The organism is Pseudomonas sp. GW822-FHT02D10 (assembly GCF_058802345.1).
This window is the reverse complement of the sequence record NZ_JBXAOB010000021.1, coordinates 18,697-44,074: the sequence shown is the minus strand read 5'-3', so window position 1 is coordinate 44,074 and position 25,378 is coordinate 18,697. Positions and strand designations below refer to the sequence as shown.

Annotated in this window: 26 protein-coding genes and 1 pseudogene; 13 read left to right on the top strand and 14 right to left on the bottom strand. The window is 59.1% G+C overall.

The window, feature by feature from the left end; translation table 11 throughout:
- Positions 1-68: 68 nt before the first annotated feature.
- Positions 69-527 carry a hypothetical protein gene (locus AC1RPZ_RS24870; RefSeq protein WP_493140213.1) on the bottom strand — a complete coding sequence of 153 codons (459 nt, stop codon included), beginning with the start codon at positions 525-527 and terminating at the stop codon, positions 69-71.
- A 113-nt stretch (positions 528-640) separates the two neighbouring features.
- Positions 641-2,266, bottom strand: a complete 1,626-nt coding sequence (locus AC1RPZ_RS24865) for a methyl-accepting chemotaxis protein (RefSeq protein WP_493140211.1) — start codon at positions 2,264-2,266, stop codon at positions 641-643.
- Positions 2,267-2,545: 279 nt separating this feature from the next.
- Here AC1RPZ_RS24865 and AC1RPZ_RS24860 point away from each other — a divergent pair, with 279 nt between their 5' ends.
- The 3 genes from AC1RPZ_RS24860 (at position 2,546) to AC1RPZ_RS24850 (ending at position 5,363) form a co-directional block, all read left to right on the top strand.
- Positions 2,546-3,568, top strand: a complete 1,023-nt coding sequence (locus AC1RPZ_RS24860; protein ID WP_493140210.1) for a transporter — start codon at positions 2,546-2,548, stop codon at positions 3,566-3,568.
- A 209-nt stretch (positions 3,569-3,777) separates the two neighbouring features.
- A complete protein-coding gene (locus AC1RPZ_RS24855; protein WP_493140208.1) occupies positions 3,778-4,641 on the top strand; it encodes a hypothetical protein in 864 nt (287 codons plus the stop codon).
- Positions 4,641-5,363 carry a TylF/MycF/NovP-related O-methyltransferase gene (locus AC1RPZ_RS24850; RefSeq protein ID WP_493140206.1) on the top strand — a complete coding sequence of 241 codons (723 nt, stop codon included), beginning with the start codon at positions 4,641-4,643 and terminating at the stop codon, positions 5,361-5,363. Before AC1RPZ_RS24855 ends, AC1RPZ_RS24850 begins: the two co-directional genes overlap by 1 nt.
- Before the next feature lie 92 nt (positions 5,364-5,455).
- Here the strand turns inward: AC1RPZ_RS24850 and AC1RPZ_RS24845 are convergent, their stop codons facing one another.
- Complete coding sequence (locus AC1RPZ_RS24845) at positions 5,456-5,887, bottom strand: multidrug/biocide efflux PACE transporter (protein WP_493140204.1); 432 nt, start codon at positions 5,885-5,887, stop codon at positions 5,456-5,458.
- Between the two features lie 88 nt (positions 5,888-5,975).
- Between AC1RPZ_RS24845 and AC1RPZ_RS24840 the strand changes: the two genes are divergently transcribed.
- On the top strand, positions 5,976-6,830 hold the full coding sequence (locus tag AC1RPZ_RS24840; RefSeq protein WP_493140202.1) for a LysR family transcriptional regulator: 855 nt from the start codon (positions 5,976-5,978) through the stop codon (positions 6,828-6,830).
- Between the two features lie 158 nt (positions 6,831-6,988).
- Here the strand turns inward: AC1RPZ_RS24840 and AC1RPZ_RS24835 are convergent, their stop codons facing one another.
- Both AC1RPZ_RS24835 and AC1RPZ_RS24830 read right to left on the bottom strand, forming a co-directional pair.
- Positions 6,989-8,221 (bottom strand): RNA polymerase sigma factor, encoded by a 1,233-nt coding sequence (locus AC1RPZ_RS24835; protein ID WP_493140200.1) that lies wholly within the window; start codon positions 8,219-8,221, stop codon positions 6,989-6,991.
- A 19-nt stretch (positions 8,222-8,240) separates the two neighbouring features.
- The gene (locus AC1RPZ_RS24830) at positions 8,241-8,588 is read right to left on the bottom strand and encodes a YciI family protein (RefSeq protein WP_493140198.1); all 348 of its coding nucleotides are present in this window, start codon (positions 8,586-8,588) and stop codon (positions 8,241-8,243) included.
- A 199-nt stretch (positions 8,589-8,787) separates the two neighbouring features.
- On the opposite strand from AC1RPZ_RS24830, the gene AC1RPZ_RS24825 reads away from it, so the two are divergent.
- Entirely contained in the window at positions 8,788-9,273 is a 486-nt protein-coding gene (locus AC1RPZ_RS24825) for a GNAT family N-acetyltransferase (RefSeq protein WP_493140197.1), read from the top strand.
- A 25-nt stretch (positions 9,274-9,298) separates the two neighbouring features.
- Here AC1RPZ_RS24825 and AC1RPZ_RS24820 read toward each other — a convergent pair whose 3' ends face one another.
- The 3 genes and pseudogenes from AC1RPZ_RS24820 to AC1RPZ_RS24810 all read right to left on the bottom strand — a co-directional run.
- Positions 9,299-9,796, bottom strand: a complete 498-nt coding sequence (locus AC1RPZ_RS24820; RefSeq protein ID WP_493140195.1) for a GNAT family N-acetyltransferase — start codon at positions 9,794-9,796, stop codon at positions 9,299-9,301.
- Between the two features lie 346 nt (positions 9,797-10,142).
- Positions 10,143-10,631, bottom strand: coding sequence for a GyrI-like domain-containing protein (locus AC1RPZ_RS24815; RefSeq protein ID WP_493140194.1), 489 nt, complete (start codon positions 10,629-10,631; stop codon positions 10,143-10,145).
- Positions 10,632-10,696: 65 nt separating this feature from the next.
- Positions 10,697-10,855 (bottom strand): annotated as a pseudogene (locus AC1RPZ_RS24810) (LysE family translocator); the annotation flags it as partial.
- A 135-nt stretch (positions 10,856-10,990) separates the two neighbouring features.
- On the opposite strand from AC1RPZ_RS24810, the gene alaC reads away from it, so the two are divergent.
- Entirely contained in the window at positions 10,991-12,196 is a 1,206-nt protein-coding gene (gene alaC / locus AC1RPZ_RS24805; RefSeq protein WP_493063122.1) for an alanine transaminase, read from the top strand.
- A gap of 86 nt (positions 12,197-12,282) precedes the next feature.
- On the opposite strand, the gene AC1RPZ_RS24800 is transcribed toward alaC, so the two are convergent.
- The 3 genes from AC1RPZ_RS24800 to AC1RPZ_RS24790 form a co-directional block, all read right to left on the bottom strand.
- Positions 12,283-14,040, bottom strand: coding sequence for a glycosyl hydrolase family 18 protein (locus AC1RPZ_RS24800; protein ID WP_493140192.1), 1,758 nt, complete (start codon positions 14,038-14,040; stop codon positions 12,283-12,285).
- A gap of 158 nt (positions 14,041-14,198) precedes the next feature.
- On the bottom strand, positions 14,199-15,551 hold the full coding sequence (locus AC1RPZ_RS24795) for a GntP family permease (protein ID WP_493140190.1): 1,353 nt from the start codon (positions 15,549-15,551) through the stop codon (positions 14,199-14,201).
- 84 nt (positions 15,552-15,635) lie between these two features.
- A complete protein-coding gene (locus AC1RPZ_RS24790) occupies positions 15,636-16,169 on the bottom strand; it encodes a gluconokinase (protein WP_493140188.1) in 534 nt (177 codons plus the stop codon).
- Between the two features lie 215 nt (positions 16,170-16,384).
- Here AC1RPZ_RS24790 and gntR point away from each other — a divergent pair, with 215 nt between their 5' ends.
- The 3 genes from gntR (at position 16,385) to AC1RPZ_RS24775 (ending at position 18,468) form a co-directional block, all read left to right on the top strand.
- A complete protein-coding gene (gene gntR / locus AC1RPZ_RS24785) occupies positions 16,385-17,416 on the top strand; it encodes an HTH-type transcriptional regulator GntR (protein WP_493140186.1) in 1,032 nt (343 codons plus the stop codon).
- Between the two features lie 155 nt (positions 17,417-17,571).
- Positions 17,572-17,931, top strand: coding sequence for a hypothetical protein (locus AC1RPZ_RS24780; protein ID WP_493140259.1), 360 nt, complete (start codon positions 17,572-17,574; stop codon positions 17,929-17,931).
- A gap of 120 nt (positions 17,932-18,051) precedes the next feature.
- Complete coding sequence (locus tag AC1RPZ_RS24775; protein ID WP_493140184.1) at positions 18,052-18,468, top strand: GNAT family N-acetyltransferase; 417 nt, start codon at positions 18,052-18,054, stop codon at positions 18,466-18,468.
- Between the two features lie 94 nt (positions 18,469-18,562).
- On the opposite strand, the gene def is transcribed toward AC1RPZ_RS24775, so the two are convergent.
- Together def and AC1RPZ_RS24765 are read right to left on the bottom strand one after the other, a co-directional pair.
- Positions 18,563-19,102, bottom strand: coding sequence for a peptide deformylase (gene def, locus AC1RPZ_RS24770; protein ID WP_493140182.1), 540 nt, complete (start codon positions 19,100-19,102; stop codon positions 18,563-18,565).
- Between the two features lie 2 nt (positions 19,103-19,104).
- On the bottom strand, positions 19,105-20,049 hold the full coding sequence (locus AC1RPZ_RS24765) for a YihY/virulence factor BrkB family protein (RefSeq protein ID WP_493140181.1): 945 nt from the start codon (positions 20,047-20,049) through the stop codon (positions 19,105-19,107).
- A 288-nt stretch (positions 20,050-20,337) separates the two neighbouring features.
- Between AC1RPZ_RS24765 and AC1RPZ_RS24760 the strand changes: the two genes are divergently transcribed.
- On the top strand, positions 20,338-20,715 hold the full coding sequence (locus AC1RPZ_RS24760; RefSeq protein ID WP_071553721.1) for a hypothetical protein: 378 nt from the start codon (positions 20,338-20,340) through the stop codon (positions 20,713-20,715).
- A 27-nt stretch (positions 20,716-20,742) separates the two neighbouring features.
- Here AC1RPZ_RS24760 and AC1RPZ_RS24755 read toward each other — a convergent pair whose 3' ends face one another.
- On the bottom strand, positions 20,743-22,131 hold the full coding sequence (locus AC1RPZ_RS24755; protein WP_493140180.1) for an aminotransferase-like domain-containing protein: 1,389 nt from the start codon (positions 22,129-22,131) through the stop codon (positions 20,743-20,745).
- Between the two features lie 349 nt (positions 22,132-22,480).
- Here AC1RPZ_RS24755 and AC1RPZ_RS24750 point away from each other — a divergent pair, with 349 nt between their 5' ends.
- From AC1RPZ_RS24750 to AC1RPZ_RS24740, 3 genes are read left to right on the top strand one after another with little or no spacing between them, the layout of a single operon-like run.
- A complete protein-coding gene (locus tag AC1RPZ_RS24750; RefSeq protein WP_493140178.1) occupies positions 22,481-23,686 on the top strand; it encodes a benzoate/H(+) symporter BenE family transporter in 1,206 nt (401 codons plus the stop codon).
- Complete coding sequence (locus AC1RPZ_RS24745) at positions 23,683-24,855, top strand: NAD(P)/FAD-dependent oxidoreductase (RefSeq protein WP_493140176.1); 1,173 nt, start codon at positions 23,683-23,685, stop codon at positions 24,853-24,855. Before AC1RPZ_RS24750 ends, AC1RPZ_RS24745 begins: the two co-directional genes overlap by 4 nt.
- A gap of 28 nt (positions 24,856-24,883) precedes the next feature.
- Positions 24,884-25,315 (top strand): Rid family detoxifying hydrolase, encoded by a 432-nt coding sequence (locus AC1RPZ_RS24740; RefSeq protein WP_493140174.1) that lies wholly within the window; start codon positions 24,884-24,886, stop codon positions 25,313-25,315.
- Positions 25,316-25,378: the final 63 nt, after the last annotated feature.

Sequence of the window (25,378 nt, the reverse complement as noted above, 5' to 3'; positions counted from 1 at the left end):
CCGTACAACCTTGGGGGTGTACGGCTTTTTTGTATCTTCAGCCTGCCCGTCGCCAGGTTGCCATGACATTACGCCGTCGTACTGACCAACGACCCCGACGTACTGCTGCCGGACTCTTGCAGCGCTTGCGTCAACGCCGACGTAGCGGTCTGCAACGAACCCGAGGTGGTTGCGATCTGCGACTCGGCGGCCGCGACTTTCGCCGCTTTGGCATCCGCACTTTCCTGACTGGCCTGAGCCGCTTGCAGTTGTTGCTGTTGTTCCTGCAATAGCTTTTGCAATTCGGCGATCTGCTTGCGCAGCGTTTTCACCGCATCCGACTCACTGCTACTGCTGCTCGAACTGCTCCCACCCGACGCAGACGCACCACCGGCCGCGACTTTGCTGCTGTCGGCGGTCGAACTGCTCGTCGCGGTGCTGCTTTGAGTGGTGGTGCTTTGAGTGGTGTCGGTGCTGTCGCTGACGGCAGTCTTGCTGGCGGTAGTGGGCAGAGTCTGATGAATCGAGACCGATGTGATGCCGACCATGGGCGTTTCCTTCGATGAGGTTAGGGGTAACCGAATCATCGACGCGCAACACCCACACTTGAGAGTAATCGTGTACCGACACGGTTAGCGTGCCGATACACAGTCCCGTTTGGTCAGGCGCTCAGGCGCGCCGTCACCGCGCTCAACTGCCCCGACAAGCCGTGCAGATTATTGCTCGCCGCTTCAGTGCGCTGCACGTTATCCAGATTGGTACTGGCGATGCTGGTGATCTCGGTCAGGTTGCGCGAAATGTCTTCGGCGACCGAGGTCTGTTCTTCGGCTGCCGTGGCGATCTGGCGGTTCATGTCGCGAATCGCCTCCACCGACGCGGTAATGCGTTCAAGCATGGCCCCGGCCTGGGTGACCTGCTCGACACTCTCCTCGCTGCGCGACTGGCCGCTTTCGATGGCCTGCGCCGCGTCCACCGCGCCGGTCTGCACGCTCTGGATGATCTGGTTGATTTCGATGATCGACGCTGCCGTGCGCTGGGCCAGGCTGCGCACTTCATCGGCCACCACGGCAAACCCGCGCCCGGCTTCACCGGCCCGAGCGGCTTCGATGGCGGCGTTCAGCGCCAGTAAGTTAGTTTGCTCGGCGATGCCGCGAATCACTTCCAGCACCTTGCCGATGCGTCCGCTGTCGGTTTCCAGTTGGCGAATGACCGTGGCGGTGTTGGCAATTTCGCCGCGCATCCGGGTGATGGTGTGAATCGTGCCCTGCATGACCTTCTCGCCCTGTTGTGCCGACTGATCGGCATCATCGGCGGCCCGCGCCGCGTCGGCCGCATGACGCGCGACTTCCTGGGCGGTGGCAGACATTTCGTTCATCGCCGTAGCGACTTGATCGGTACGGTTGAACTGTTCGTTGGTGCCATGGGCCATCAACGTCGCAATCGAGCTCAACTCGCCGCTGGCGCTGTCCAGATCCGACGCGCTGCGCTGCAAACGACTGAAGGTCTCAGCAAGGAAATCGCGCAGCGTGTTGGCCGCGACCGCCAGCTTGCCCAACTCATCCTGACGATCATTCGCCACCCGCTCAGCGAAACGGCCCTGGCTCAATTGCGCGACGTATTCAATCAGTTTGCGGATCGGCTCCACCAGATTGCGGTTGACCAGCCACAGGCTGAACAGGCCAATCAGCAGGCCCGAAGCCAACATCACCAGGATTCCCAGCAACACCGTGCGATCGGCACTGGCGCTGATCAGCATCGACTGCTCGCGACCCTGCTTGCGCAATTCGTTGACCAACTCGCTCATCTGTTCACTGGTGGCACGGTCCACCCCTTTGACCGCGTTATCACCCGCCGTCGGGTCAGCACCCGCAGCCAGGAAAGCCTCCCGCCCCTTTTGATAAGCACCACCGAGAGCACGATGCGCATCGCGCAGGCTTTCAATGCGAGCCTTGAACGACGCTTCGATGCCCTGTTGCCGGGTCAACTCACCAAGGATGTTCTGTACATCGCCCTGACGATCCTCGAACTGCTTCCAGTATTTGTCCAGGTCGGTCGGCTGCTTGCCGCGCAACAGGACGTTTTTCCATTCCTGAACCTGAGCCTTGAATTGCAGGTTGGCTTCGTCAATCAGTTGCGAGGTATGCAACGGGCCTTCGATCAGGTTGCGATAGTTCTGCACCCCGCTGGAGAGAAAGTGAAAACAGGCCAAGGCAATCAGCAACATCGCGATCAGGCTACCGCTCAGCAGTGCCAGGATTTGAGCTCTCAGGGATTTTTGCAAAAACATCGAGTGATACTCATGACAGGGATAAGACACGCACCGAAGAGGCACGCAGGGTGTCCGGACCTCCCTGTCAACAACACGCGGGCCAGGCACCAAAGTGCCTGATCCTGCCTAGGCGTCATCGGCGCACGCCATGGTTTCTTGAAACCGACCCGACCGCCGGTAGAAGCCCCGGTTACAAGTCGAATCAAGCTGTCACAAAACTGTCAAACAGCGTTGCCATGATGCCGCTCATGTGAGCCTGTGAAACGTACGACAGGCACCTCCCCTCAGCGAGACGCCATGAACCACAGCATCGACCAACGCCACCGCGATTCTGACCTGTTCGGCCTGCTCTACGGTTTCAGCTTTCGCCCCGGCGAGCGCGGCCGCGAGATCGATTCGGCCAAGGCGTTGCAACGGCTGCAACAACCGGGCGCTGAGGACGAATTCCTCTGGCTGCACCTGAACCTCGCCCACGCCGCGTGCGAGCGCTGGATGAAAACGCATCTGGAGTTGCCGGAGGAATTCTTCGAAGCCTTGCACGAGGGCTCGCGCTCGACTCGCATCGAACACGTCGACTCGGCGCTGCTGGCGGTGGTCAACGACGTGGTGTTCAACCTCAGCAGCATGGTGTCTTCGGACGTCTCGACCCTTTGGGTCTGTGCCCGCAGTCGGTTAATCATCAGCGCGCGCCTGCAACCCTTGCACTCGGTAGACAAGCTGCGCTCCTCGGTCAAGGCCGGCGAGTGCTTTCGCTCGCCACTGGAGCTGCTCGTGCACTTGCTCCGCGATCAGGGCGAAGTGCTGACGCAAATCGTGCGCAAGACCAGCCAGAGCGTCGACCAGATCGAGGATGAGTTGCTGTCATCGCGGCTGTCCACCAACCGCGCCGAACTGGGCGCCAATCGTCGGGTGCTGGTGCGCTTGCAACGGCTGCTGGCGCTGGAGCCAGGTTCGTTGCTGCGCCTGCTCAATCGCCCGCCGCAGTGGTTGCAGAAAGAGGACGTCAAGGAGCTGCGCAAATCCACCGAGGAGTTCGCGCTGATCATCAACGACCTCACGGCGCTGGGCGAACGGATCAAGCTGTTGCAGGAAGAGATCGCCGCCAATCTCAACGAGCAAAGCAACCGCACGCTGTTCACCCTGACCGTGGTCACGGTGCTGGCGCTGCCGATCAACATCATTGCCGGTTTCTTCGGCATGAACGTCGGCGGCATCCCCCTTTCCGGCGACCCTGAAGGGTTCTGGATTCTGGTGGCACTGGTCGCAACGTTTACCGTAATCGCCGGGCGCTGGGCGTTTCGCAAGCGGGCGGATTATTAAGATCAAAAGATCGCAGCCTGCGGCAGCTCCTACATTGGATTGCGTACACCTGTAGGAGCTGCCGCAGGCTGCGATCTTTTCGCCTCAGGCATTTCGTCGCAAAATCAGCGGATTAAGCACTTATTGGTTCAGCACCCGCTGGTTCGGGCTTCAGTTTGTTACCTTGGTGCCGACTCTTAAGAGACCCGATGCATTCAGGAGGGGAAACCGTGAATCTGTACATCAATCAGCTTCAGAAGAAAGCTGACTTCAAAAGCGCCATCTACGCTGGCGATATCTTCCTGAACACCCAGCTCAATGCAGCGAAAGAACTCTGTGCTTTTGCTCAGGAAAGCATCACCGCCGCGTTTGACGGCGAGACTGACCACCAGGCCCTGCACCGCCTGATGCCGGTGGAAGAGTTCGTGGTGCTGGTGACCCGGCTCAAAGGCCAGTTCACCAATAGCCTGCGGGCCAAAGAGTTGATCCGTGGTTTCACCGAAGAAATCGGTGCGGCCCCCGAAGCGTTCATCTTCGACGTGCCGCGGATTCGCGTTGTGCCCAACTACGATTACCTGCACGCCGGCGTCAGCTACGCCTACAAACCTCATCGTGACACCTGGTACGGCGGCGTCGACTGCCAGATCAACACCTGGATGCCGGTCTATACGATCCAGCCGGACCAGACCATGATGATCAACCCGGCGTACTTCGATAAGCCGGTGAAGAACACTTCGGCGCAGTGGAGCCTCTCCGACTGGATCGGCGTACAACGCCAGCGCGCCAAGGACAACGTCAAGGAAGAAGCCCGTCAGCACCCGGTGCCGACCGAAGACATCGACGCGGCGTCCGAGATCCGCATTGCCGGCAACACCGCCGAAATGCTGATTTTCTCGGGTTCACACCTGCACGGCACGGTTCCCAATTACACCGAACAAACCCGCTTCAGCGTGGACTTCCGCCTGATGCACCTCGACGACCTGAAGCACAAGCGCGGCGCGATCAACGTCGACAGCGCGTGCCCGGATGTCGGCGCCGGCTTCAAAGACTATTTCCACGTCCACGACTTCTCGAATTTCCAAGGAATCCAATAATGACCAAGCGTCGCATTACGCCTGCCGAGGCCCAATACAACGAAACCCGCACTGGCGTTCTCAAGCGCGTCGACGCCGAGTACGTGGCCGATGCTCCTTTCGTGTTCGCCAACCGCATCGGTGTCACCGCTGCGTTGTCGCGCATGGAGCTGTTCAAGAAGGTCGCCGAAATCCCCGGCGCGATCGTCGAGTGCGGCGTGTACAAAGGCAACTCGCTGATGCTTTACATGCACCTGTCGATGATCCTGGAACCCTACGCGATCAACCGTTCGATCGTCGGCTTCGACACCTTCGAAGGCTTCCAGAGCATCAACAAGGACGAAGACCCGGCCGACGTCAACGAGACCATGTTCTCCGACACCGACCAGTCGCTGATCCAGGACATGATCGACGCCAACGACCTGCTGCGTCCGGTCAACCGCATCCCGCGTTGCGAGCTGGTCAAGGGCGACATCTGCAAGACCGCGCCTGAATGGGTCAAGACCCGTCCGGACCTGGTCGTGGCGATGCTGATCCTCGACACCGACCTGTATGAGTCGACCAAGGTCGCGCTGGAAACCTTCCTGCCGTACATGCCAAAAGGCGCCATCGTGGTGCTGGACGAAGTCGCCTACCGCAACTTCCCGGGCGAAACCAAAGCCCTGCGCGAAGTCTTCGACCTGAACAAGATCGAACTCAAGCGTCTGCCGTTCGATTCCTGCGTGGGTTACTTCCACGTCTGATCGACCCCGAGCCGCCCGGCCCTCCCCCTGCGGGAGCGGGCCGGGTGCCGCTCCGTTTGCCCACGCTGCATAGCCCCTCGCACCCTCGCGCCTCAGGCTACCCGCCGCTCCAGCATCCGCTCACGCACCACGTCATAGACCCAGTGATAGACGTAGGTGTACGGCAGAAAAAACAGCAATACGCCGATGTCCAGAATCAACGCCTGCAACAGGCTGACGTTCAGCCACCAGGCAATCAGCGGCACACTGACCGCCACCAGCCCCCCCTCAAACAGCAAGGCGTGCAAGACTCGGGTTGCGGCACTCGGGACAAGCGCCAGGCGCTTGAGCAGACGGTCGAACAGTCCGTTGAACAGCACGTTCCAGGCCAAGGCGATCAGGCCGATGGCAATGGTTGCCACGCCCATGTCGACCACGGGTTTGTCCATCAGCCACGCCAGCAATGGCGTACACAGCAGGACCGCCAGCAGCTCGAAACCAATGGCCTGAAAAACACGTTCGGTGAAGGATTTATGGGTGTTCATGACCAAGCTCCCTGGATGAATGTGTTGCCATCATCCGTTACCACACCGATACTTCATAACCAGTAACCATCGATCAAGGCGATAGTTCATGGCCTCACATGAAGTGCTGTTGGCGTTTGTCCAGGCGGCGACCCAAGGCTCGTTTTCTGCCGCAGCGCGCAAACTCGGCAAGAGCCAGTCGACCATCAGCGCGGCCGTCGCCAGCCTGGAAATCGACCTGAACGTGACACTGTTCGATCGCCGCAGCCGCAAGCCCAGCCTGACCTCGGCCGGGCATGTCATGTTGCAACGCGCCGAGGACATTCTGGCCGCCACCAGCCGCCTGGAAATGACTGCCGCTCAGCTGTCTCAGGGCGTTGAAGCAAAACTGACGGTGGCGATTTCCGACACGTATCAATCCGACCGATTTGAAGCGGCGTTGAGCGACTTCGAGCAGCGCTACCCAGACCTGGAGCTCGAATGCCTGATTGCCGAGTGCGACGATTTGATCGCGTTGGTGCAACGCGGTCGCGCGCATATTGCCTTCGCCGAAATGCAGTCCGACTACCCGGCAGACCTGAACAGCGCGACGGTCGACGAGCGCACGGAAATTGCCTTGTTCGTGTCGCGCGAACATCCGCTGGCGGCACTGCAAAAAGTCGACAAAAACATCCTGCAGCAGCACCGCGAGTTGCGCCTGGCGACCATCATCAATCCGTACGAAACCCGCGCCCAAGGCCGGGTGTGGTCAGCGCCCAGTTATCTGATGCTGCTGGAAATGGCCCAAGGCGGTTTTGGTTGGGCGCCCTTGCCGCGCTGGTTGGTCGAGCGTTTTGGTGCGGGCTCGTTGCAGGAACTCAAGGTCCGCGGCTGGCCAAAACCGGTGGCGGTCGACGCGCTCTGGTCACGCCTGCATCCGCCGGGGCCGGCAGGGAGCTGGTTGCTGGCCAAGATGCTGGAGTGATCGAAGGATCACGGGGATCGATGTGCATCCATCAATTCCGGGTATACGCGGTCGGCGTAGGAGCTGGCGTAGCCTGCGATCTTTTAGCGGTGCCGGGAATGCCGAAGAAAATCAAGATCAAAAGATCGTCCGAACGCGGCCCGAACCTTCGGCAGCTCCTACAGCTCACTCAACCGCCGCTCGATAAACCGCCGCTCCGGCTCTTGCCGAGTCAGCTCAAGGGCGCGCAAATAAGCCGCCCTCGCCTCTTCAACACGTCCCAGCTGCCGACAGAACTCTGCGCGCGCCGAATGGGCCAGGTGATAGTCGAGCAGCTCGCCACGCGCAAGAATCTCTTCAATCAGCGTCAGCCCCGCCAGCGGTCCATCGCGTCTGGACAGCGCCGCCGCACGATTGAGCTCAATCACTGGCGACGGCTGCACCCGCAGCAACACGTCATACAGCCCGACAATCTGTGGCCAGTCGGTTTGCTCGGGCGTCGAGGCTTCGGCATGCACCGCCGAGATCGCCGCTTGCAGGCAATACGGTCCGAAGCCGCGAGTGCTCAGTGCTCGCTCGATCAAGGCACAGCCTTCGGCAATCATCGGGGCATTCCACAGCGAACGATCCTGCTCATCGAGCACGATCAACTCGCCCGAGGCCGACGTTCTGGCCGGGCGCCGCGATTCATTGAGCAGCATCAGCGCCAGCAACCCCATCACCTCCGCCTCCGGCAACAGCTCCATCAGCAAGCGGCCGAGACGGATCGCTTCGCGGGTCAGGTCTTCGCGAGTCAACTCACTGCCGACCGATGCCGAATACCCTTCGTTGAACACCAGGTAAATCACCCGCAACACACTGTCCAGACGCTCGGGTAACTCGGCAATGGAAGGCACTTGATAAGGGATTTTCGCGTCACGGATTTTGCTTTTGGCACGCACGATGCGTTGAGCGATGGTGGACGGTGCAACGAGAAAGGCCCGGGCGATTTCCTCAGTGGTCAGGTCGCAGACTTCGCGCAGCGTCAACGGTACCTGCGCGTTCGCCGCCAGGGCCGGGTGGCAACAGGTGAAGATCAGCCGCAAGCGATCATCTTCCACATCTTCAGCGCTCCAATCGGCCTCTTCGAGTGCTTCCAGCTGTGCCATCAATGCCACTTGCGAGGCGGCAAATCGCGCCCGACGGCGCAAACCGTCAATGGCCTTGAAACGCCCGGTCGACACCAGCCAGGCACGTGGATTATCGGGCACACCATCACGCTGCCAGCGTTCGACCGCGACGAAGAAGGCTTCATGCAACGCTTCTTCGGCGAGGTCGAAATCGCCCAGCAAACGAATCAACGTGGCGAGAATGCGCCGCGATTCGTTGCGATAAACCGCCTCGACCAGCGCCTTGGCCGACTCGCCCGACATTAGTTCGCCATGCCTGTGATCACCCTGGATTCAACTCACGGACGGGGCGCACTTCAACGCTGCCGACCCGGGCCGCCGGGATGTTGCCGGCAACCTGAATAGCCTCGTTCAGATCCTTCGCATCGATCAGATAGAAGCCAGCCAATTGCTCCTTAGTTTCGGCGAACGGGCCGTCGGTGATCGACAGCTTGCCGCCGCGCATACGCACCGTGGTGGCGGTCTGAACGGACTCCAGCGCCTCGGCGGCGAGCATCCGGCCGCTGCCCTGGACCGACTCGGCGTAGGCCATGCACTCGGCATCTTCCGGGCTGTCGGGCGAGCTGTGCAGCATGTGTTCGTCGCTGTAGACCAGGCATAGGTATTTCATGAGGCTCTCCGTCATCTGGCTGATCAACTATGGCTGCAGATTGAGCATTTGGCGAAAATCCAGACGATCAGGGTTTTGCCTGAAGATACCCTTAGTCGTCTGGCCAATCACCCAATCGACAGCCCAAATAAAATAAATATCGACGAGGCAAACTGGCTAAAATCCGGGTTTCAACTTTGTCAGGACACGGACACCGCCAGTGACGACCCAACTCGTTCTCTACGAACAGCTGACCCCCGCGCAGCGCCAGCAACTGGAAGCCATTGAGATCCCTGCCCGGCAGCAGCAATTCTCCGGCGATATCGACATGGCCTTGTACACCTTGTTGTCAGCACCACGCGACGGCATCAAGGGCTTTGCCCTGCTCGTCGACGAGATTCCCGTAGCGTTCCTGCTGCTCAAACGTCCGCCATTCCTGCCGCACTGGGCCAATGAAGACACCGCAACCCTGCACGCGCTACAGGTCGATCACCGCCACCAAGGCAAGGGTTATGGCAACGCCTTCCTGCAAGCCCTGCCGCACGCAGCGCGTCAGGCCTGGCCGGAAATCAAAGGTCTGGAGCTGTCGGTGGATGCGCAAAACGAATCGGCGCTCGGGCTCTACCTCAAGCAGGGCTGGGTCGACAGCGGCAACGCCTACAAAGGCCGGATCGGCTACGAGCGGCGCATGGCCCTGGCGTTCTGAACGTCGGGCAATAACCGCGTAGGCGTTACAGATCCAGCGCCATTTCATGCCAGGCCATGCCGCCGTGGTCGGACGCGGACACCTTGAGGTAGGCGAAACCAAACCCGGCATACAGCGGAATATGCCGCTCCTTGCACATCAGGTTGATGCGGATTTTGCCCAAATCACGCATGCGGTCAATGAACTCGGCCATCAAACGCTTTGCCAGCCCCAGCCCTTGAAAGTCCGGGTGCACCACCACCGACATGATCACCACTTGTGGGCCATCCGGGTCATGGCCAACCATTTCCTTGAAGGCCTCATCCGCCATTTCTACCCGATACGCCGCACCCGAATTGATAAACCCGGCGACCACACCCTCGACCTCGGCCACGATAAAACCTTGCGGCCAGGTGGCAATCCGCGTGGCGATTTTCTCGCGAGTGGCCGCTTCATCACCCTCATAGGCCTGGATTTCGATGGCGAAACAGCGGTCAAGATCAGCCGGCGTGACCTGGCGAATGACAGTCGTAGGTGAGTTCATGGCGTGGCCCGGTCAGCGAAAAAGAGGGAGCGAATCATAAATTAATAAGGACTGCATATCGATCATCTGCAGCCCCGTAAAGCCTTCGTAAAGCCTTCGTAAAGCCTTCGTATAGCCGCTTTCTTTCGCGCAAGGTTCGGACTATTGCTTGTCCCTGTCTCTGACCATCAATAGGGAAATTCGCCATGAGTAGTGTTCAGATCGGTCTGCTTATGCTGTTCACCATCAGTGCTTTTGGTTTTATCACGCTGTCGATCGACGTGCTGCGAGCGCGCCGAATCAGCAAAGGCAAATAGTGCAGGCGTGAAGAGGCGGCCAGCGCGATCTGCGCCGCCCCTCAACCCATTCAGGCAGCTTTGAGCGGTATCCAGATTTCCAGCACACCGGTATTGAGTTTCGGGTTGAAGTCGTCGCTGTAGCGCTCGAACTCCGGAGCATCGGCAGCCTCATGACCCGAGTGCGGCAACCAGGTTTTCCAGATGTACTGAAAGGTTTGCGGCAAGGTATCCAGCGCACCTTCGTGCTTGAACACCGCATAGTGCTGGGGCTGTATTTCGATCCAGCGGTAGAGTTCTGGCAGGTCATCGAGCTTGCTGATCTCGACACCTGCGATGTACTCAAAACCACCTTTGTCATCCGGGTTGCAGCAGATGCCGTAGGTTACCTCGCCTATTTGCCCTGGAACGTTGCCGATGTGCGGTACGAATTTCTCCCAGAGCTTGGGAATGCCTTCGGTGGTGTCCGCGCTAAATCGCCCGCCCAGCCCGGCAATCAGCAGAAAATGCCCCGTTTCGAAGCGCGGCTCAGCGACCAAGTCTTTTTTTGGATCATCCATGAGTCAACTCCGCAACTGAAGATGGGTTCGCCTACAAGTATAGAAGCCAAACCGGATTCCCCCATTCAAAGGCCCGGAAGTTCTGCAACACCTGCCGGGACGATAAATTCCCGATAACCAGAAACAATCACGTAGACCGCGAAATAGCAGAAGATCGCCGCATATTCCAGGCAAAAGTAGCGCAGCAGCTTGTCACCCAAGAGCTTGCCGCCCTGGGTCGCCGCCAGGCGTTTTGTCAAAAATAGTTGAGCCTCACCACTAGACAACCGGCCATCGGCGCCCTTATCTTCCGCCACAGGCCACCGCAGTGGCCTGCGTCGCTCGGACGGTTCCGGGCGCTTACGTTATTCGAGGCAACAATGGCCGAACAAGGTTCGCCGCGCCGCTTTGCGCGCATAGATCGACTCCCCCCTTACGTATTCAATATCACTGCCGAGCTGAAGATGGCCGCCCGTCGTCGTGGCGAAGACATCATCGACTTGAGCATGGGTAACCCCGACGGCCCGACGCCGCCGCACATCGTCGAAAAACTGGTCACCGTCGCCCAACGCGAAGACACCCACGGCTACTCCACGTCCAAAGGTATTCCGCGTCTGCGCCGGGCGATTTCCAATTGGTACAAGGATCGCTACCAGGTCGATATCGACCCGGAAAGCGAAGCCATCGTCACTATCGGTTCCAAGGAAGGCCTGGCGCACTTGATGCTCGCCACCCTCGACCAGGGCGACACGGTGCTGGTGCCCAACCCAAGCTACCCGATCCATATCTACGGTGCCGTGATTGCCGGCGCCCAGGTCCGTTCGGTGCCGCTGATTCCTGGAGTGGACTTTTTCGCTGAACTGGAACGGGCCATTCGCGGTTCGATCCCTAAGCCAAAAATGATGATTCTCGGCTTCCCGTCCAACCCGACCGCGCAGTGCGTCGAACTGGATTTCTTCGAGCGAGTGATTGCTCTCGCCAAACAGTACGACGTGCTGGTGGTGCACGACCTGGCCTACGCCGACATCGTCTACGACGGCTGGAAAGCCCCGTCGATCATGCAGGTGCCGGGCGCCAAGGACATTGCGGTGGAGTTTTTCACCCTGTCCAAGAGCTACAACATGGCCGGCTGGCGGATCGGTTTCATGGTCGGCAACCCGGAACTGGTCAACGCCCTGGCGCGGATCAAGAGCTACCACGACTACGGCACCTTCACCCCGCTGCAAGTGGCGGCCATCGCGGCGCTGGAAGGCGATCAGCAGTGTGTCAAAGACATCGCCGAGCAGTACCGGCAACGTCGTAACGTGCTGGTCAAAGGCCTGCATGAACTGGGCTGGATGGTCGAAAACCCGAAAGCCTCGATGTACGTCTGGGCCAAGATCCCTGACGCCTACGCGCACCTCGGTTCGCTGGAGTTCGCCAAGAAACTGCTGGCCGAGGCCAAGGTCTGTGTGTCGCCGGGTGTGGGGTTTGGTGAATACGGGGACGATCATGTGCGCTTCGCACTGATCGAAAACCAGGACCGGATTCGTCAGGCGGTACGCGGCATTCGCGGGATGTTCCGGGCGGATGCGGCGGCGGGTTGATATCGCGGTTTTCTGAACGTTACAAGGAAATGCCCCTGTGAGCGTGTTGCGCTTACAGGGGCATTTTCGTATCGGGCCGTCGATGGCTAAGGTAACTGAGTCGCGCCTTTGTAGTAGAAAGGTGTCATGTCAATAACGGCCGGACCTTTCAGCGTACGGCCCACCCCTTCACAGGCGGCGTTGTTCAACATGCCGTTGTCATGATCGCCCATCCAACTGAACAGACCACCCAGATTCCATCTTTTCACGTACTCGCCTTTGGCCTTCACGGTACGGGGCGTATCCAGGGACATGAACACTTTGGTCGTTGGGTTGTAGAGAAAGTCCGCATCCGCCTTTTCATCGGTGTACAAGGTAAAGCCATTCAGCGGTTGCTTTGTCTCTAGGTCAAGGTAGTGCTTCATCATGCCGGGCCATTCGGTAATACCCGCTTCGAAACAGCCGGGCGTCGTATTCGCCCCCGGCTTCTGGCTGTAAGTTCCCACCAGCGGTGACACACTCGTCAGCACCGCTTGCTGAGCATTTCGACTGTAGCCGGCGTAGCCCACAAAGATCTTTTTCGACTCTACGCCTAGCCCCAATAAGTACTGCACCCCGGAATGCACAGAATTCTCGGTAATATCATCGGGATTGCTGCGGTACAGGTTGCAATGGTGCTGAATTTTAGGCGCCCAAGGCGTACCGAAGAAGTCATAACACATGAGGTTGATGCCATCGAGACCGGCCTGAATCAGCAGTGGGATATTGGACTTGGCCAATTTGACCGGGTCGGCAACCGCCGCAATGCTGATTGGTATATCTGCTCGCCCGATGGCAACCAGCTTGTCTTTAACCTCTTTGATCATTACCGCGAAGTAAGCAGGGTCATCGGCATCGTATGTGTTGCCCTCCCACGTTTCGCCGGGCCCTGGCTCACTCCCTGGTACCGACGGATATTCCCAATCGATATCAATTCCGCCAAACATGGGCCACCTTTGAAAAATGGCAGCAATGGTGTCGACACAACGTTTTCTTTTGACGGGATCTCGCACGACCTCATAAAAGGCTTGGCTCATTGACCAACCGCCTAGGCTGAGGGAAATTTCCAGGTTCGGACTGGCATTTTTAAGCTTAAGGAGTGCGCCTAATACGCCTTGTGCCTGACTGGGGTGATAAAGCTCATCATATTCGTTGCTTTTCCACCCGTTGAAACCGCAATTGATATAAGCGGCGACATCATTCCAGGGATCGATAAACGTCGCCGTTGCTGCCAGGTCTTTCTCTGCCTTATCTAACTCCTCTTGAGTTGGCCATTCAGGATCGGCAGCCGGGGAAAGCTTCCAGCGCGTCAGTGACTTATTGATCACCTGCCGATTGATCCCTCGGTCACCCACAATTGCGGCAAATCCAAGCACGAGTTTATCGAAGGTTCCGCTCTTGCCCAGGAGTCGCATGATATCGGTTCCACGGCCTCCCTCCTTAAGTGCTGGAGTTGGCTCATCAGGTCCGTTGCCATAACGTGGATCACCAATACCCCAATCGCTGTAATAGCAAAAAGTCCGGTAGTCATTGTCTTCGTACTGGTTGAAGACATTCTTGGCCATCCGGCCGGGGGTATAGGACAGCTGATCATCGCGCTTTTCGGGATCAAAGTTATTGAGCCCATAGGTTAGTTCTGCAGCCCCCACGCCCCACATTTTCACTGGTGTTCCTACGGCAGTACCAGGATCCGTGTCATAGACAAGTTCGCTCACTCTGACTTTTCGGTCTGCTTGTTTTGCCCCAGATTGTTTTGTGGTCACGATGCTTTCTCCCTGCACGCGTAAATGAGTCAAAAGTTCATGAGCAACTTTTACGCGGGGCACGACACCGCGCCTACCTGTCAAAGTTGACAGTGCCGACGAGCGGTATTCAGGGATTGAGGATGACAAAAAGAAAGCCGCGACAAGGACTGATCATCCTCTCGCGGCTCGGGTGACTCTGTAAGTCCAGCACCCGCACAAGGCGCGGGTACCGCAATAAATCAAACCACCAACGACAGCAACAAAATGAAGCCCAGCGCAACGACGGACAGAATGGTTTCCATCGCGGTCCAGGTCTTGAAGGTTTCGGCTACGGTCATGTTGAAGTACTGCTTGACCAGCCAGAAGCCTGCGTCGTTGACGTGAGACAGAATCAACGAGCCCGCGCCGGTGGCCAGCACCAGCAACTCGCGGTTCACGCCCGGAATCATCCCCACCACCGGTACCACGATGCCGGCACCGGTAATGGTCGCCACGGTCGCGGAACCGGTGGCCACGCGGATCACCGCCGCGACCAGCCAGGCCAGCAGAATCGGCGAAATCTGCGCACTCACCGCCATGTGGCCGATCACATCACCCACACCACTGGTCACCAGCATCTGCTTGAAGCCACCGCCAGCACCGATGATCAGAATGATCGCCGCGGTTGGCGCAAGGCTGGCGTCGAGCAGTTTCAGAATCTGTTTGGAACCGATGCCCTGACGATGCCCGAAGGTGTACAGCGACAGCAGCAACGCCAGCAGCAAGGCCGAGATCGGGTGACCGATCATGTCCATCCAGGTGCGGAAGAAATGCCCGTCCGGCAGCGCGATGTCGGCAAAGGTTTTCAGCAGCATCAGGAACACCGGCAACAGCACGGTGATCAGCGTGATGCTGAAGCTCGGCAAGGTGCTGGACTGCGGCTCGCGAGCCAGCTGATCGACCAGCTCCTGGTTTGGATGGCCGGGGATATATTTGGCAATGAACGTACCGTAGATCGGACCGGCAATGATGGCGGTCGGCAGCGCAACGATCAGACCATAAAGAATGGTTTTACCGATATCGGCACCGAACACGCCGATGGCCAACAGCGGGCCCGGGTGCGGCGGCACCAGGCCATGCACGGCGGATAGGCCAGCCAGCAACGGGATACCGATCTTGATAATCGACACGCCGGTGCGGCGGGCAACGATGAACACCAGCGGAATCAGCAGCACAAAGCCGATTTCGAAAAACAACGGAATGCCGACCAGGAAGGCCGCAAACATCATGGCCCATTGCACGCGCTCTTTGCCGAACGCGCGAATCAGGGTCTGGGCGATCTGATCCGCCCCACCCGACTCGGCCATCATTTTGCCGAGCATGGTGCCCAGCGCGAGGATGATCCCGACAAACCCGAGCACCCCACCGAAGCCGTCCTGGAACGCCTTGATGATGGTGCCAATCGGCATGCCCGAGGTCAGCCCGAGAAAAGCGGCGGCGATGATTAATGCAATGAAGGGGTGAAGCTTGAACCGGGTGATCAGGACGATCAATCCGATCACGGTGATCACTGCATCAAGCAGCAAAAACGACTCGTGGGACATGCCAAACATGGGGGTGTGTCTCCTGTTTGTTGTTGTTATTAAAGCGGGTTTAAACCGTCTGCGAATAGGACAGCGCTATCTCTTGGAACAAAACTAAACCGGGCGTTTCAGCCCGTGTTCGATCCACCAGCCATTGGCCTGTTCGGCCAGCTGTTTGACAGTCTGCGTGGAAGCGTCGAGCGCCAGGGTCAGTGGCTCGCCCACCGGTGATTCAAGGGTGGCGAACTGGCTGGCGATCAAGGTCGATGGCATGAAATGACCCGGACGATGGGCCACACGATCGGCGGCGACTTCAGGGGTCAATTCAAGGAACACAAAACCCAGGCCCGGCAAGGCGCTGCGCAAGCGTTCGCGGTAACGGTGCTTGAGCGCCGAGCAGGTCAGCACCGGGCGTTGGCCGCTGGCATCCACGCGACGCAGTTCATCGCACAGACTGTCGAGCCAGCCGGCACGGTCGTCGTCGTTCAGAGGAATACCCGCGCTCATCTTTTCGATATTGGCGGCAGGGTGAAAGGTATCGCCTTCAATGCCGGTCGCGCCGCTGAGCTGGCACAGGGCCTCGCTGACGCTGGACTTGCCGCAGCCGGCCACGCCCATGATGACCAGGGCGGTGATAGGTTGACTCATGTAACACCTCAGCGCGCAGACAGCGCTACCTTTGCTACGTGAAACTCTAGTGCAAAAGCAGGCATTGCCGACGCCTTCTTGTCATTTTTATGGGTTGCAGCACGTTCTTTCCCAACGCCAAAAAGCAAGGATCAGGCAAACCCTGCTCAAGCATTTGCAGCCGCATCGAGACAGCGCTACCTTAGTGCCTTGAATTTTGTTTGGCAAGCTGCCCGATGACCTCTTCTAAAAACGATAAAAATACCCGCACCACTGGCCGCCCTACCCTCAACGAAGTCGCCCGCCTGGCAGGCGTCAGCCCGATCACTGCTTCCAGAGCCTTGCGCGGTATCAGCACCGTTGCCACCGAACTGGTGGAAAAGGTCCAGCAGGCCGCGCTCGAACTGAACTATGTGGTCAATCCCGCCGCCCGTGCGCTGGCCTCGGCCCAGAGCCATTCGGTGGTGGTGCTGGTGCCATCGCTGTCGAACCTGCTGTTCATCGAAACCCTCGAAGCCATTCATCAGGTGCTACGCCCCAAAGGCTTCGAAGTGCTGATCGGCAACTATCACTATTCCCGCGATGAAGAAGAAAATCTGCTGCGCAACTACATGGCCTATCAGCCTCGCGGCCTGCTGCTGACTGGTTTTGACCGCACCGAAAGTGCCCGCCGGATGATCGAGGCCAGCAACATCCCCTGCGTCTACATGATGGACCTGGACCCGGGCGCCGGTCTGAACTGCGTTGGTTTCTCGCAATTGAGCGCCGGTGAAACCGCCGCACAACACTTGATCTCACGCGGTCGTCGGCACCTGGCCTACATCGGCGCACAACTCGACCAACGCACGTTGCTGCGTGGCGAAGGCTTCCGGCGTGCCTTGCAGCAAGCGGGTCTGTACGACCCGGACCTTGAATTGCTGACTCCGCGGCCTTCATCGGTGGGCCTTGGCGGCGAACTGTTTCTACAAATGATGGCGAGTCACCCGCAGGTCGACGCAATCTTCTTCGGTAACGACGACCTCGCCCATGGAGCCCTGCTCGAAGCCCTGCGCCACGGGATCAAAATCCCCGAACAAGTGGCCGTCCTCGGCTTCAACGACCTGCCGGCCTCGGCACACATGGTGCCGCGCCTGAGCAGTATCAGCACCCCGCGTGAAGCCATCGGCCGCCGCGCTGCCGAGCACATGCTGACCTTGATGGCCGGCAATTCGATCGCCAAACCTGTGGTCGACATGGGTTTTGAGTTGAAGGTGCGCGAGAGTACGTAGGTGTTGGTGCAGACCAGCGCAAACTGCTCTCGGACGATCCTGCCAACACCATAGGATGCATCTCACAGATTTACCGGAAACGCTTGCCATCAACTTTTTCGCGTATGCCATAGCCTCTTGGGAGCTGCTTTAATCGCCCCGAGGAGTCGTATGTCATGCACACGGACCCGCAAAAACAGCAATGGTTACTCTCACGCTGGAGCGAAGCCTTGGCGACCGAGGCCTTCAAGTCTCGCCAGATAAACCTCGGTCATCTGGCCGATACGCTAGAGTTCAGCATCCGAGCAAGCTTTCAGCGCTTGTTGCAGGCGCTGCTGCGCGAAGGACTGCTCAATCCCGAAGCCCTGCAAGCCGAGGGTTCGGTGTATTGGCTCACGCTGAGTGAACGCGGAGCCCGATTGCCGGGCTCCGTCAAAGCAGACTTAATGCCCGAACACATCGACTTTTTTGGCCTTCTTGTCAGCACGCTTTTCAACCGCAGTCTTGGCCGGCTTTTTTTTCGCTGCTTTCTTTGAATCCATGCCTTTGCTCATGATGCACGCTCCACCAACTGGGAATATGGGATCAGGTATACACCTATCTCGCAGCGTTGGTTCTTTTATAATAGGCCCATTTTTCGCAGTGACCTCTTATCCATGCCCAACACCCAGTACACCCAGCTTGCCGAGCCACTGTGGCCTTTGCTGAACAAGTTCTATCGCTGTCACCAGTCATCGATGAAAGCCGTTCGCGATGCTCAACTGTGGGTGGGCAAGCGCGGCGAGATCATCGCCGGGCTCTGTTTGCGGCCGATGGCGGATGGGTTTTGGCTAACGGGGTTATTTGTCGACCCGGCTGTTCGGGGGCAAGGTATTGCGGCCGCGTTGATGGCCCAGGCGCTGGTACAGATCAATGCACCGGTGTGGCTGTTCTGCCACCCGGACCTGCGCGGTTTTTATGAGCGCAATGGCTTCACCGCGGGCCCATTGTTGCCCTATGCACTGGCCGAGCGTCTGGCTCGCTACAACCGCAGCAAGCCGATGATTGCCATGGGCCTGGAGCCGGGCAAGTAAACAGCGAAGATCAAAAGATCGCAGCCTTCGGCAGCTCCTACGCCGAGCGCATTCCCCTGTAGGAGCTGCCGAAGGCTGCGATCTTTTAGCGCCTTTAGTCATCAGCCGATGGATCGAGATCGGGAAACATCACCTCGGTAAACCCGAACTTGCGAAAGTCAGTGATCCGCGACGGGTACAACCGGCCGATCAGGTGATCGCATTCGTGTTGCACCACACGGGCGTGGAAACCCGAAGCGATGCGCACAATCGGCTCGCCCTTGGGATCGAAACCTTCATAGCGAATGCGCTGATAACGCTCCACCGCGCCTCGCAGTCCCGGCACCGACAGGCACCCTTCGAAACCCTCTTCCAGCGTCGGATCAAGTGGCGTAATCAACGGATTGATCAGGATCGTCTGCGGTACGGCGTCAGCGTCCGGGTAACGTTCGCTGTGTTCGAAGCCGAAGATCACCAGTTGCAGGTCGACACCAATCTGCGGGGCCGCCAGGCCGACGCCGCCGACGCTTTCCATGGTCTGGAACATGTCGTCGATCAACTGCCACAGTTCGGGGCTGTCGAACATGTCAGCCGGTACCGGCGGAGCGATACGCAGCAGGCGCTCATCGCCCATTTTGAGGATTTCACGGATCATCGTCAGGCTTCGTCAGTGGTCGGGTTGAGCGAGTGGTCCCGGCCCAGTCCCGAAACGTGTTGTTTTTCGTCGTGTTCGCCGAAGCCCTTTTCGCCAGGATGCTTGCCTTCGGTCGACATGTGGTCGATCACCGCGTTCATCTCTACGCCGAGCAGCAGCACGGCAGCGGAAATGTAGAAGTACAGCAACAGCACGATGATCGCGCCGATACTGCCATACATGGCGTTGTAGTTGGCGAAGGTTTTGACGTAATAACCAAAGCCCAGCGAAGCGACGATCCACACCACCACCGCCAGCACCGAGCCTGGCGTGATGAAGCGAAACTTCTGCTTCACATCAGGCATCACGTAGTACATCAACGCGACCGCGACCATCAGCAAAATGACGATCACCGGCCAGCGCAGTATTGTCCACAGCGTGACGATGAACTCTTCCATGCCGATCTGCGACGCGATCCATTCCATCACCTGCGGCCCGAGCACCATCAATGCTGCAGCGGCCAGCAGCATGCCGGCGATGCCGACCGTGTAGAAGACTGACAGCGGAAAACGCTTCCAGATCGGTCGGCCTTCGACCACATCGTAGGCGGCGTTCATCGCGCTCATCATCAGCCGCACACCCGCCGAGGCGGTCCACAGGGCGATGACGATACCCACCGAGAGCAATCCACCCTTGGACTGCTGGAGCTGGTCGATCACCGGGTTCACTTGCTCCAGCGCTTGCGGCGGCAATACCAGCTCTGACTGAAGGCGCAGCCAGGAAAAGAAATCCGGCAGGTGCAGGAAACCGATCAGGGCTATCAGAAACAGAATGAAGGGAAACAGCGAGAACAGCATCTGATAGGCCAGCGCCGAGGCATACGTCGACATCTCGTCATTGATGAACTCGGTGACCGTGCGCATCATCACGCGGTGCAAGGGCAAGCCTTTCAACTCCGGGAACATCATAGCGTCTCCTTTCGCCGCAAAAGGGTTGAAGTCGGGGGGCGACTCAGGGGCCGTTTTCTACATCAAAGTAACCTACTTGGCGACCTTGAAACAATTTCGTGGGGCTTCATAACAATAACCGACAGAAAAACGCCCCTCTGTGGGAAGGCGCTGCACAGCGTTTCATTTATTTTCGCAGCGTCATTTCATTTGCAAATGCAGGTTGGGCTTTATGTTTGCAGGCTTTGCCCGGAGAATGCGCAACGTATTCAGGCCGTGGCGCTGAAGATCCAATCCCGTAGGAACGTTATGAAACTCGATAAAAAGCAGGCCATTGCCCGCAGAAACCAGGAACTCGGCGGTGCAGTGCTTGGCGTCAACAACTGCCATTTCACCGAATTGAACCGCAACCGCAACATCTGGTGGTTTGATATCCCGGTTGCGCGTCTGGCCATTGGTCAGTACGAGTGGGTTCACCTGCTGATGCATACGCCAGCCACCGATGAACTGCTGCACCTGAAAGTGCCGACGGTGTTCCTGCGCGAGAAGCTCGAAGGCCTGGTGGTGCGCAATGAAGGCAAGCGCAAGGCCGCCCTGAGCCTGGAGTTGAGCGCCGACAAGGACTCGTACCTTCAGGACATGCGCCCAGCTGGTACCAACGTCAATTTCGCGCAGTTCCGCCTGTAACAGCAAAAGATCGCAGCCTGCGGCGACTCAGTAGTAACGTCGCGGGTCGGAATCGATCAGGCTGGTCAGTTTGGTCAGGGCGAAGCGCAATTCGTCCTGGCTGGTGGGCGACATCAGTACCAGCCGTACGCAGCGGGTAATCCCGGAACGTTCGGCCTGAAACTGGGTGCCACTGAGCACCAGTACACCGTTGCTCCGGGCCAGCATGGTGAATTCGTCGCTGGTCCACGGCTCGGGCAGCGTCAACCAGACGTGGTAGGAATACGGCTGGGTCTTGAGTTCGAAATTGGCGAAGATTTCCTGGGCAATCGCTTGCCGCCCGGCGGCTTCGTTGCGCTGGATGCGGATCAGTTTTTTGTCGAGGCCTTCGGTGATCACATTGCTGGCCAATTGTGCGGTCAGCGGCGACGGCATCCAGACGCTGCTGCGCACCATCGAGGTCAGGCGCGACAGCAATTTGGGCGGGCTATAGATATAGCCGATGCGTAACGCCGGCATGACCGATTTCGACAGACTGGTCAGGTACACCGAACGATCCGGCGCAAACGCCGACAACGGCTTGATCGACGGGTCGGTGGCGAGGAAGCCGTAGATGTCATCATCCAGGATGATGAAGTCGAACTCTTCGGCCAGTGCCGCGATTTGTGCTCGGCGTTTTTGCGACATGATCGCCGCCGTCGGGTTCTGGCAGGTCGCGACGCAAACCAGCATCGCCGGTTTCTCCCGCAGGCACAGTTCGCGAAGCGCTTCGGGAATGATCCCTTCATCGTCCATCGGCACGCCACGCAGGCGGCGCTCAAGACCGTGGGCCAGGGAAATGATGCCGGGGTAGCAAAGCTCTTCGCAGAGCACCAGGTCACCGGCGTTGGTCAGGGCACTCATCGCGACCATCAAGCCATGCTGGGCACCGGCGGTGATCACCACTTGCTGCCATTGCGCATCGGGCAACGAATGGCGCAACCACTGCGCCCCCGCCTCGCGATGCGCCGGGTGACCGCCGTCCGGCGCGTAATCCAGGGTGCGGGCGAAATCGGTGCTCTTGGCCATGCCCACCAGCGCGCCGCGCAACCAGTATTCCAGGGTTTCGCTGTAGGGCTTGATGATCGACAGATCGAGTAATTCGGATTGCCCCAGGTTCAGCGGCGCGGCGCTGTTGCTGGCTGGCAGTTCCAGCTGCTTCTGATTGAGCACATAAGTACCCCGCCCTACTTCCCCCTGCACCAGACGACGTCGATGGGCTTCGCTGTAGGCCCGACTGATGGTGCCCGGCGTGACATTCAGGGTGGTGGCCAGCTCCCGCAGGGTCGGCAGACGATCACCTTCGTTCAACACGCCGCTGCTGATATCGCGCGCCAATGCATCGGCAATCGATAAATACATCGGCTGGCTGAACTCGCTTAGTTGGGGAACCCACATGAATGATCACTGCCCATCGTAGAAATGATGAATATCCGAGCATATCACAGGGAGGTTAGGCAACTAATAAATCGACCCAATCGATAAATTAAGTCGATTGACTCGACAAGTGAATCGATATGCAGTGCAGCATGAAGATATTTTTAGAAAAACAAATAAGCTTATAAATCAAATAATTAAACGCCAATCAGCCAAAAAACAGGCACTGATAGCAAAAAAACATCTCGTAACAACCTCGCCACCTATTGAATCAACTCAATTCATTCAAATACACTCATCTCGAATCGAATCAATCGACTCAATCCACCCCTGATCACTGCGCGACTCTGCCGCGCCAAGTCGAGACATCATGGACACACTCAGAAAGGATCTATCCCTGTCAGCGGTCATTGCGGGCTTCATCGCCGTGATCATTTCCTATGCCGGCCCTTTGATCATCGTGTTTCAGGCAGCCAAGGAAGCCCATCTGCCCAACGACATGGTGTCTTCGTGGATCTGGGCCATTTCCATCGGCAGCGGCATTACCGGCCTGTTCCTGAGCTGGCGCCTGCGGATTCCGGTGATCACGGCGTGGTCGACGCCGGGCGCGGCATTGCTGGTGTCGATGTTGCCCACCGTTACCCTGCCCCAGGCCATCGGCGCCTATGTAGTGGCGTCGGCGATCATCGCCGTGGTCGGTTTGTCCGGGGCCTTCGACAAACTGATGAGTCGCCTGCCCAAAGCCATCGCCGCCGCCATGCTCGCGGGCATTCTGTTTCGCTTCGGCGCTGAGCTGTTCACCTCGATCAAGCTGCAACCGGTGCTGGTGCTGTCGATGATCGCGGCCTACCTGATCTTCAAACGCTTTTCGCCACGCTACGCCATTCTCTCGGTGCTGATTATCGGTTGCGCCGTGGCCGCCTCGTTCGGTGAACTCAACAGCAGCTCGATCACCATCGCAGTGGCCCACCCGGTCTTCATCGCCCCCGACTGGAGCTGGCACGCAATCATCAACATTGGCCTGCCACTGGCCCTGGTGACCCTGACCGGCCAGTACGTCCCCGGCATGGCGGTGTTGCGCACCTCGGGCTACAACACTCCGGCGCGCTCGATCATTTCGGTCACCGCGATTGGCTCGATTCTGATGGCCCCGTTTTGCTCCCACGGCTTTAACCTGGCAGCGATTACGGCGGCGATCTGCACCGGCCGCGAAGCCCACGAAGACCGTGACAAACGCTACATCGCCGGGATTGCCTGCGGGGTGTTCTACATTCTGATGGGCACCTTTGGCGCGACCCTGGCCTCGGTGTTTTCCGCCCTGCCTAAAGAGTTGATTGCCTCCCTCGCTGGCCTGGCCTTGTTCGGTGCAATCAGCGCCGGGTTGACCGGCGCCATGGCGGACGAGAAACAACGTGAAGCGGCGCTGATCACCTTCCTGGTCACCGCCTCGGGCATGAGCTTCCTCGGATTGGCCGCCGCGTTCTGGGGCTTGATCTTCGGCCTCGTGGCGCATTTTGTGCTGACTTACACCCGGGAAAGCAAAGCCGCCGCCATCGCCGAGGGCAGCCGACCATGACCGCTCGTTACGACTTCATTGTGGTCGGTGGTGGCATCGCCGGCGTGTCGGCGGCGTACGAACTGGCGGCCCACGGCAGCGTCTGCCTGCTCGAACAGGAGCAGCAACTGGCCTACCACACCACTGGTCGCTCGGCGGCGATCTCCATGGAAAGCTACGGCAACCAGCAGATCCGCTCGCTGACCTGCGCTTCCCGGCGCTTTTTCGAGAACCCGCCCGAGGGTCTGGCCGAGCATCCTCTGTGGTCGCCACGGGGCGCGTTGATCGTGGCCCAGGCGGCACGGGTGGACAAACTGGCGGCGCGTTTCACCGCCGTTCTCGGGCAAGTGCCAACGGCAATGTTCCTCGATGAGAAGCAGGTGCTGGAGCTGGTGCCGTACCTGGCCGAAGGCGCCTGGAGCGCCGGGATCTACGAGCCCAGCGCCTTCGATCTGGATGTACACGGCATTCACGGTGCCTACCTCGGCGGCTTGCGGGCTCGCGGCGGTGTAATCAAACGTGAAGCCTGCGTGCTGCGCGGCGAACACTGCGACAGTCACTGGACCTTGCACACCCAGGACGGCCAGCGGCTTGAGGCCGCCATCGTGGTCAACGCCGCCGGTGCCTGGGCCGATGAATTCGCCGAGCGCTGCGGTGTACCCAAAGTCGGCGTGCGGCCGCTGCGGCGCACGGTACTGGCGGTGGATCCGCAATGCGACGTGCATCAAACACCGTATCTGGGCACGGTCGACGAAGACATTTTCATCAAGCCGGAAGCCGGGCGACTGATCGTTTCACCGTGCGATGAAAGCCCGTCGCCGCCCTGCGACGCGCTGCCAGAAGAACTCGACCTGGCCATCACCATGGATCGCCTGCAAAGCACCACGCGCCTGCGCCCACGCTCGATCATCAACAAATGGGCGGGCCTGCGGACCTTCGTCGCCGACCGCTCCCCGGTGCTCGGCCAGGACCCGCAGCAAGAGAGTTTTATCTGGCTCGCCGCCCTGGGTGGCTACGGCATTCAAGCCGCCCCCGCCATTGCCAGGCTGTGCAGCCACGCGGCGCTGGGCATCGCCATGCCGTCGGACCTGGCGGCGCTGCAGCTCAACTACCAGCATTTTTCGCCGGCCCGTTGCCGCGATGAGGAGTTTTCGGCCCTGACCGTCAAACAGGTTGCCGATTTGCACTAACCCCACCCACTTAACAAGGAACGTCACCATGCAAACCAACGCTCAAATCCAGCCCGCAGCCAAACCTTTCCTGGGCGAAGAAAACGTCATTTTCACCGATAAGGCGCCGCTGCCCCTGGGCACGTACTCCCAAGGCATCAAGGTCAGCCACGGGCAGACCATCTACCTGTCGGCGCAGACCCCGGTTTCGGCGCTGAACAACGAAGTGCTGGCCAAGGACTTCGAAGGCCAGTTGCGCCAGACCCTGGACAACCTGGTGCAAATGGCCGAAGCGGCGGGCGGCACCTTGGCGAATGTGGTCAAGGTCACCGCGTTCATCACTGATCTGAGCGAGTTCCCGACCCTCAACCGCGTCATGGAGGAGTACTTCACCAAGCCGTATCCAGCCCGCACCACCGCCGGTGCCAGCGCCCTGGCGCGCAATACCCTGGTCGCCATCGACGCCATCATGGTGGTCTGAAGCACCTTCTGTCAGCGGAGTGCCCGTCGGTCCAGCGCACTGGACCGACGTCGGCAGGGAAAG

Excerpts from the sequence above, each read along its gene's own strand:
- AC1RPZ_RS24780 (WP_493140259.1), top strand. The coding sequence starts at position 17,572 with ATGCACACGGACCCGCAAAAACAGCAATGGTTACTCTCACGCTGGAGC.
- AC1RPZ_RS24775 (WP_493140184.1), top strand. The coding sequence starts at position 18,052 with ATGCCCAACACCCAGTACACCCAGCTTGCCGAGCCACTGTGGCCTTTG.
- AC1RPZ_RS24860 (WP_493140210.1), top strand. The coding sequence starts at position 2,546 with ATGAACCACAGCATCGACCAACGCCACCGCGATTCTGACCTGTTCGGC.
- AC1RPZ_RS24760 (WP_071553721.1), top strand. The coding sequence starts at position 20,338 with ATGAAACTCGATAAAAAGCAGGCCATTGCCCGCAGAAACCAGGAACTC.
- AC1RPZ_RS24790 (WP_493140188.1), bottom strand. The coding sequence starts at position 16,169 with ATGAGTCAACCTATCACCGCCCTGGTCATCATGGGCGTGGCCGGCTGC.
- AC1RPZ_RS24820 (WP_493140195.1), bottom strand. The coding sequence starts at position 9,796 with ATGAACTCACCTACGACTGTCATTCGCCAGGTCACGCCGGCTGATCTT.
- def (WP_493140182.1), bottom strand. The coding sequence starts at position 19,102 with ATGATCCGTGAAATCCTCAAAATGGGCGATGAGCGCCTGCTGCGTATC.
- AC1RPZ_RS24845 (WP_493140204.1), bottom strand. The coding sequence starts at position 5,887 with ATGAACACCCATAAATCCTTCACCGAACGTGTTTTTCAGGCCATTGGT.
- AC1RPZ_RS24865 (WP_493140211.1), bottom strand. The coding sequence starts at position 2,266 with ATGTTTTTGCAAAAATCCCTGAGAGCTCAAATCCTGGCACTGCTGAGC.
- AC1RPZ_RS24795 (WP_493140190.1), bottom strand. The coding sequence starts at position 15,551 with ATGTTTGGCATGTCCCACGAGTCGTTTTTGCTGCTTGATGCAGTGATC.
- AC1RPZ_RS24815 (WP_493140194.1), bottom strand. The coding sequence starts at position 10,631 with ATGGATGATCCAAAAAAAGACTTGGTCGCTGAGCCGCGCTTCGAAACG.
- AC1RPZ_RS24850 (WP_493140206.1), top strand. The coding sequence starts at position 4,641 with ATGACCAAGCGTCGCATTACGCCTGCCGAGGCCCAATACAACGAAACC.
- AC1RPZ_RS24835 (WP_493140200.1), bottom strand. The coding sequence starts at position 8,221 with ATGTCGGGCGAGTCGGCCAAGGCGCTGGTCGAGGCGGTTTATCGCAAC.
- AC1RPZ_RS24740 (WP_493140174.1), top strand. The coding sequence starts at position 24,884 with ATGCAAACCAACGCTCAAATCCAGCCCGCAGCCAAACCTTTCCTGGGC.
- AC1RPZ_RS24750 (WP_493140178.1), top strand. The coding sequence starts at position 22,481 with ATGGACACACTCAGAAAGGATCTATCCCTGTCAGCGGTCATTGCGGGC.
- alaC (WP_493063122.1), top strand. The coding sequence starts at position 10,991 with ATGGCCGAACAAGGTTCGCCGCGCCGCTTTGCGCGCATAGATCGACTC.
- gntR (WP_493140186.1), top strand. The coding sequence starts at position 16,385 with ATGACCTCTTCTAAAAACGATAAAAATACCCGCACCACTGGCCGCCCT.
- AC1RPZ_RS24840 (WP_493140202.1), top strand. The coding sequence starts at position 5,976 with ATGGCCTCACATGAAGTGCTGTTGGCGTTTGTCCAGGCGGCGACCCAA.
- AC1RPZ_RS24870 (WP_493140213.1), bottom strand. The coding sequence starts at position 527 with ATGGTCGGCATCACATCGGTCTCGATTCATCAGACTCTGCCCACTACC.
- AC1RPZ_RS24745 (WP_493140176.1), top strand. The coding sequence starts at position 23,683 with ATGACCGCTCGTTACGACTTCATTGTGGTCGGTGGTGGCATCGCCGGC.
- AC1RPZ_RS24755 (WP_493140180.1), bottom strand. The coding sequence starts at position 22,131 with ATGTGGGTTCCCCAACTAAGCGAGTTCAGCCAGCCGATGTATTTATCG.
- AC1RPZ_RS24830 (WP_493140198.1), bottom strand. The coding sequence starts at position 8,588 with ATGAAATACCTATGCCTGGTCTACAGCGACGAACACATGCTGCACAGC.
- AC1RPZ_RS24765 (WP_493140181.1), bottom strand. The coding sequence starts at position 20,049 with ATGATGTTCCCGGAGTTGAAAGGCTTGCCCTTGCACCGCGTGATGATG.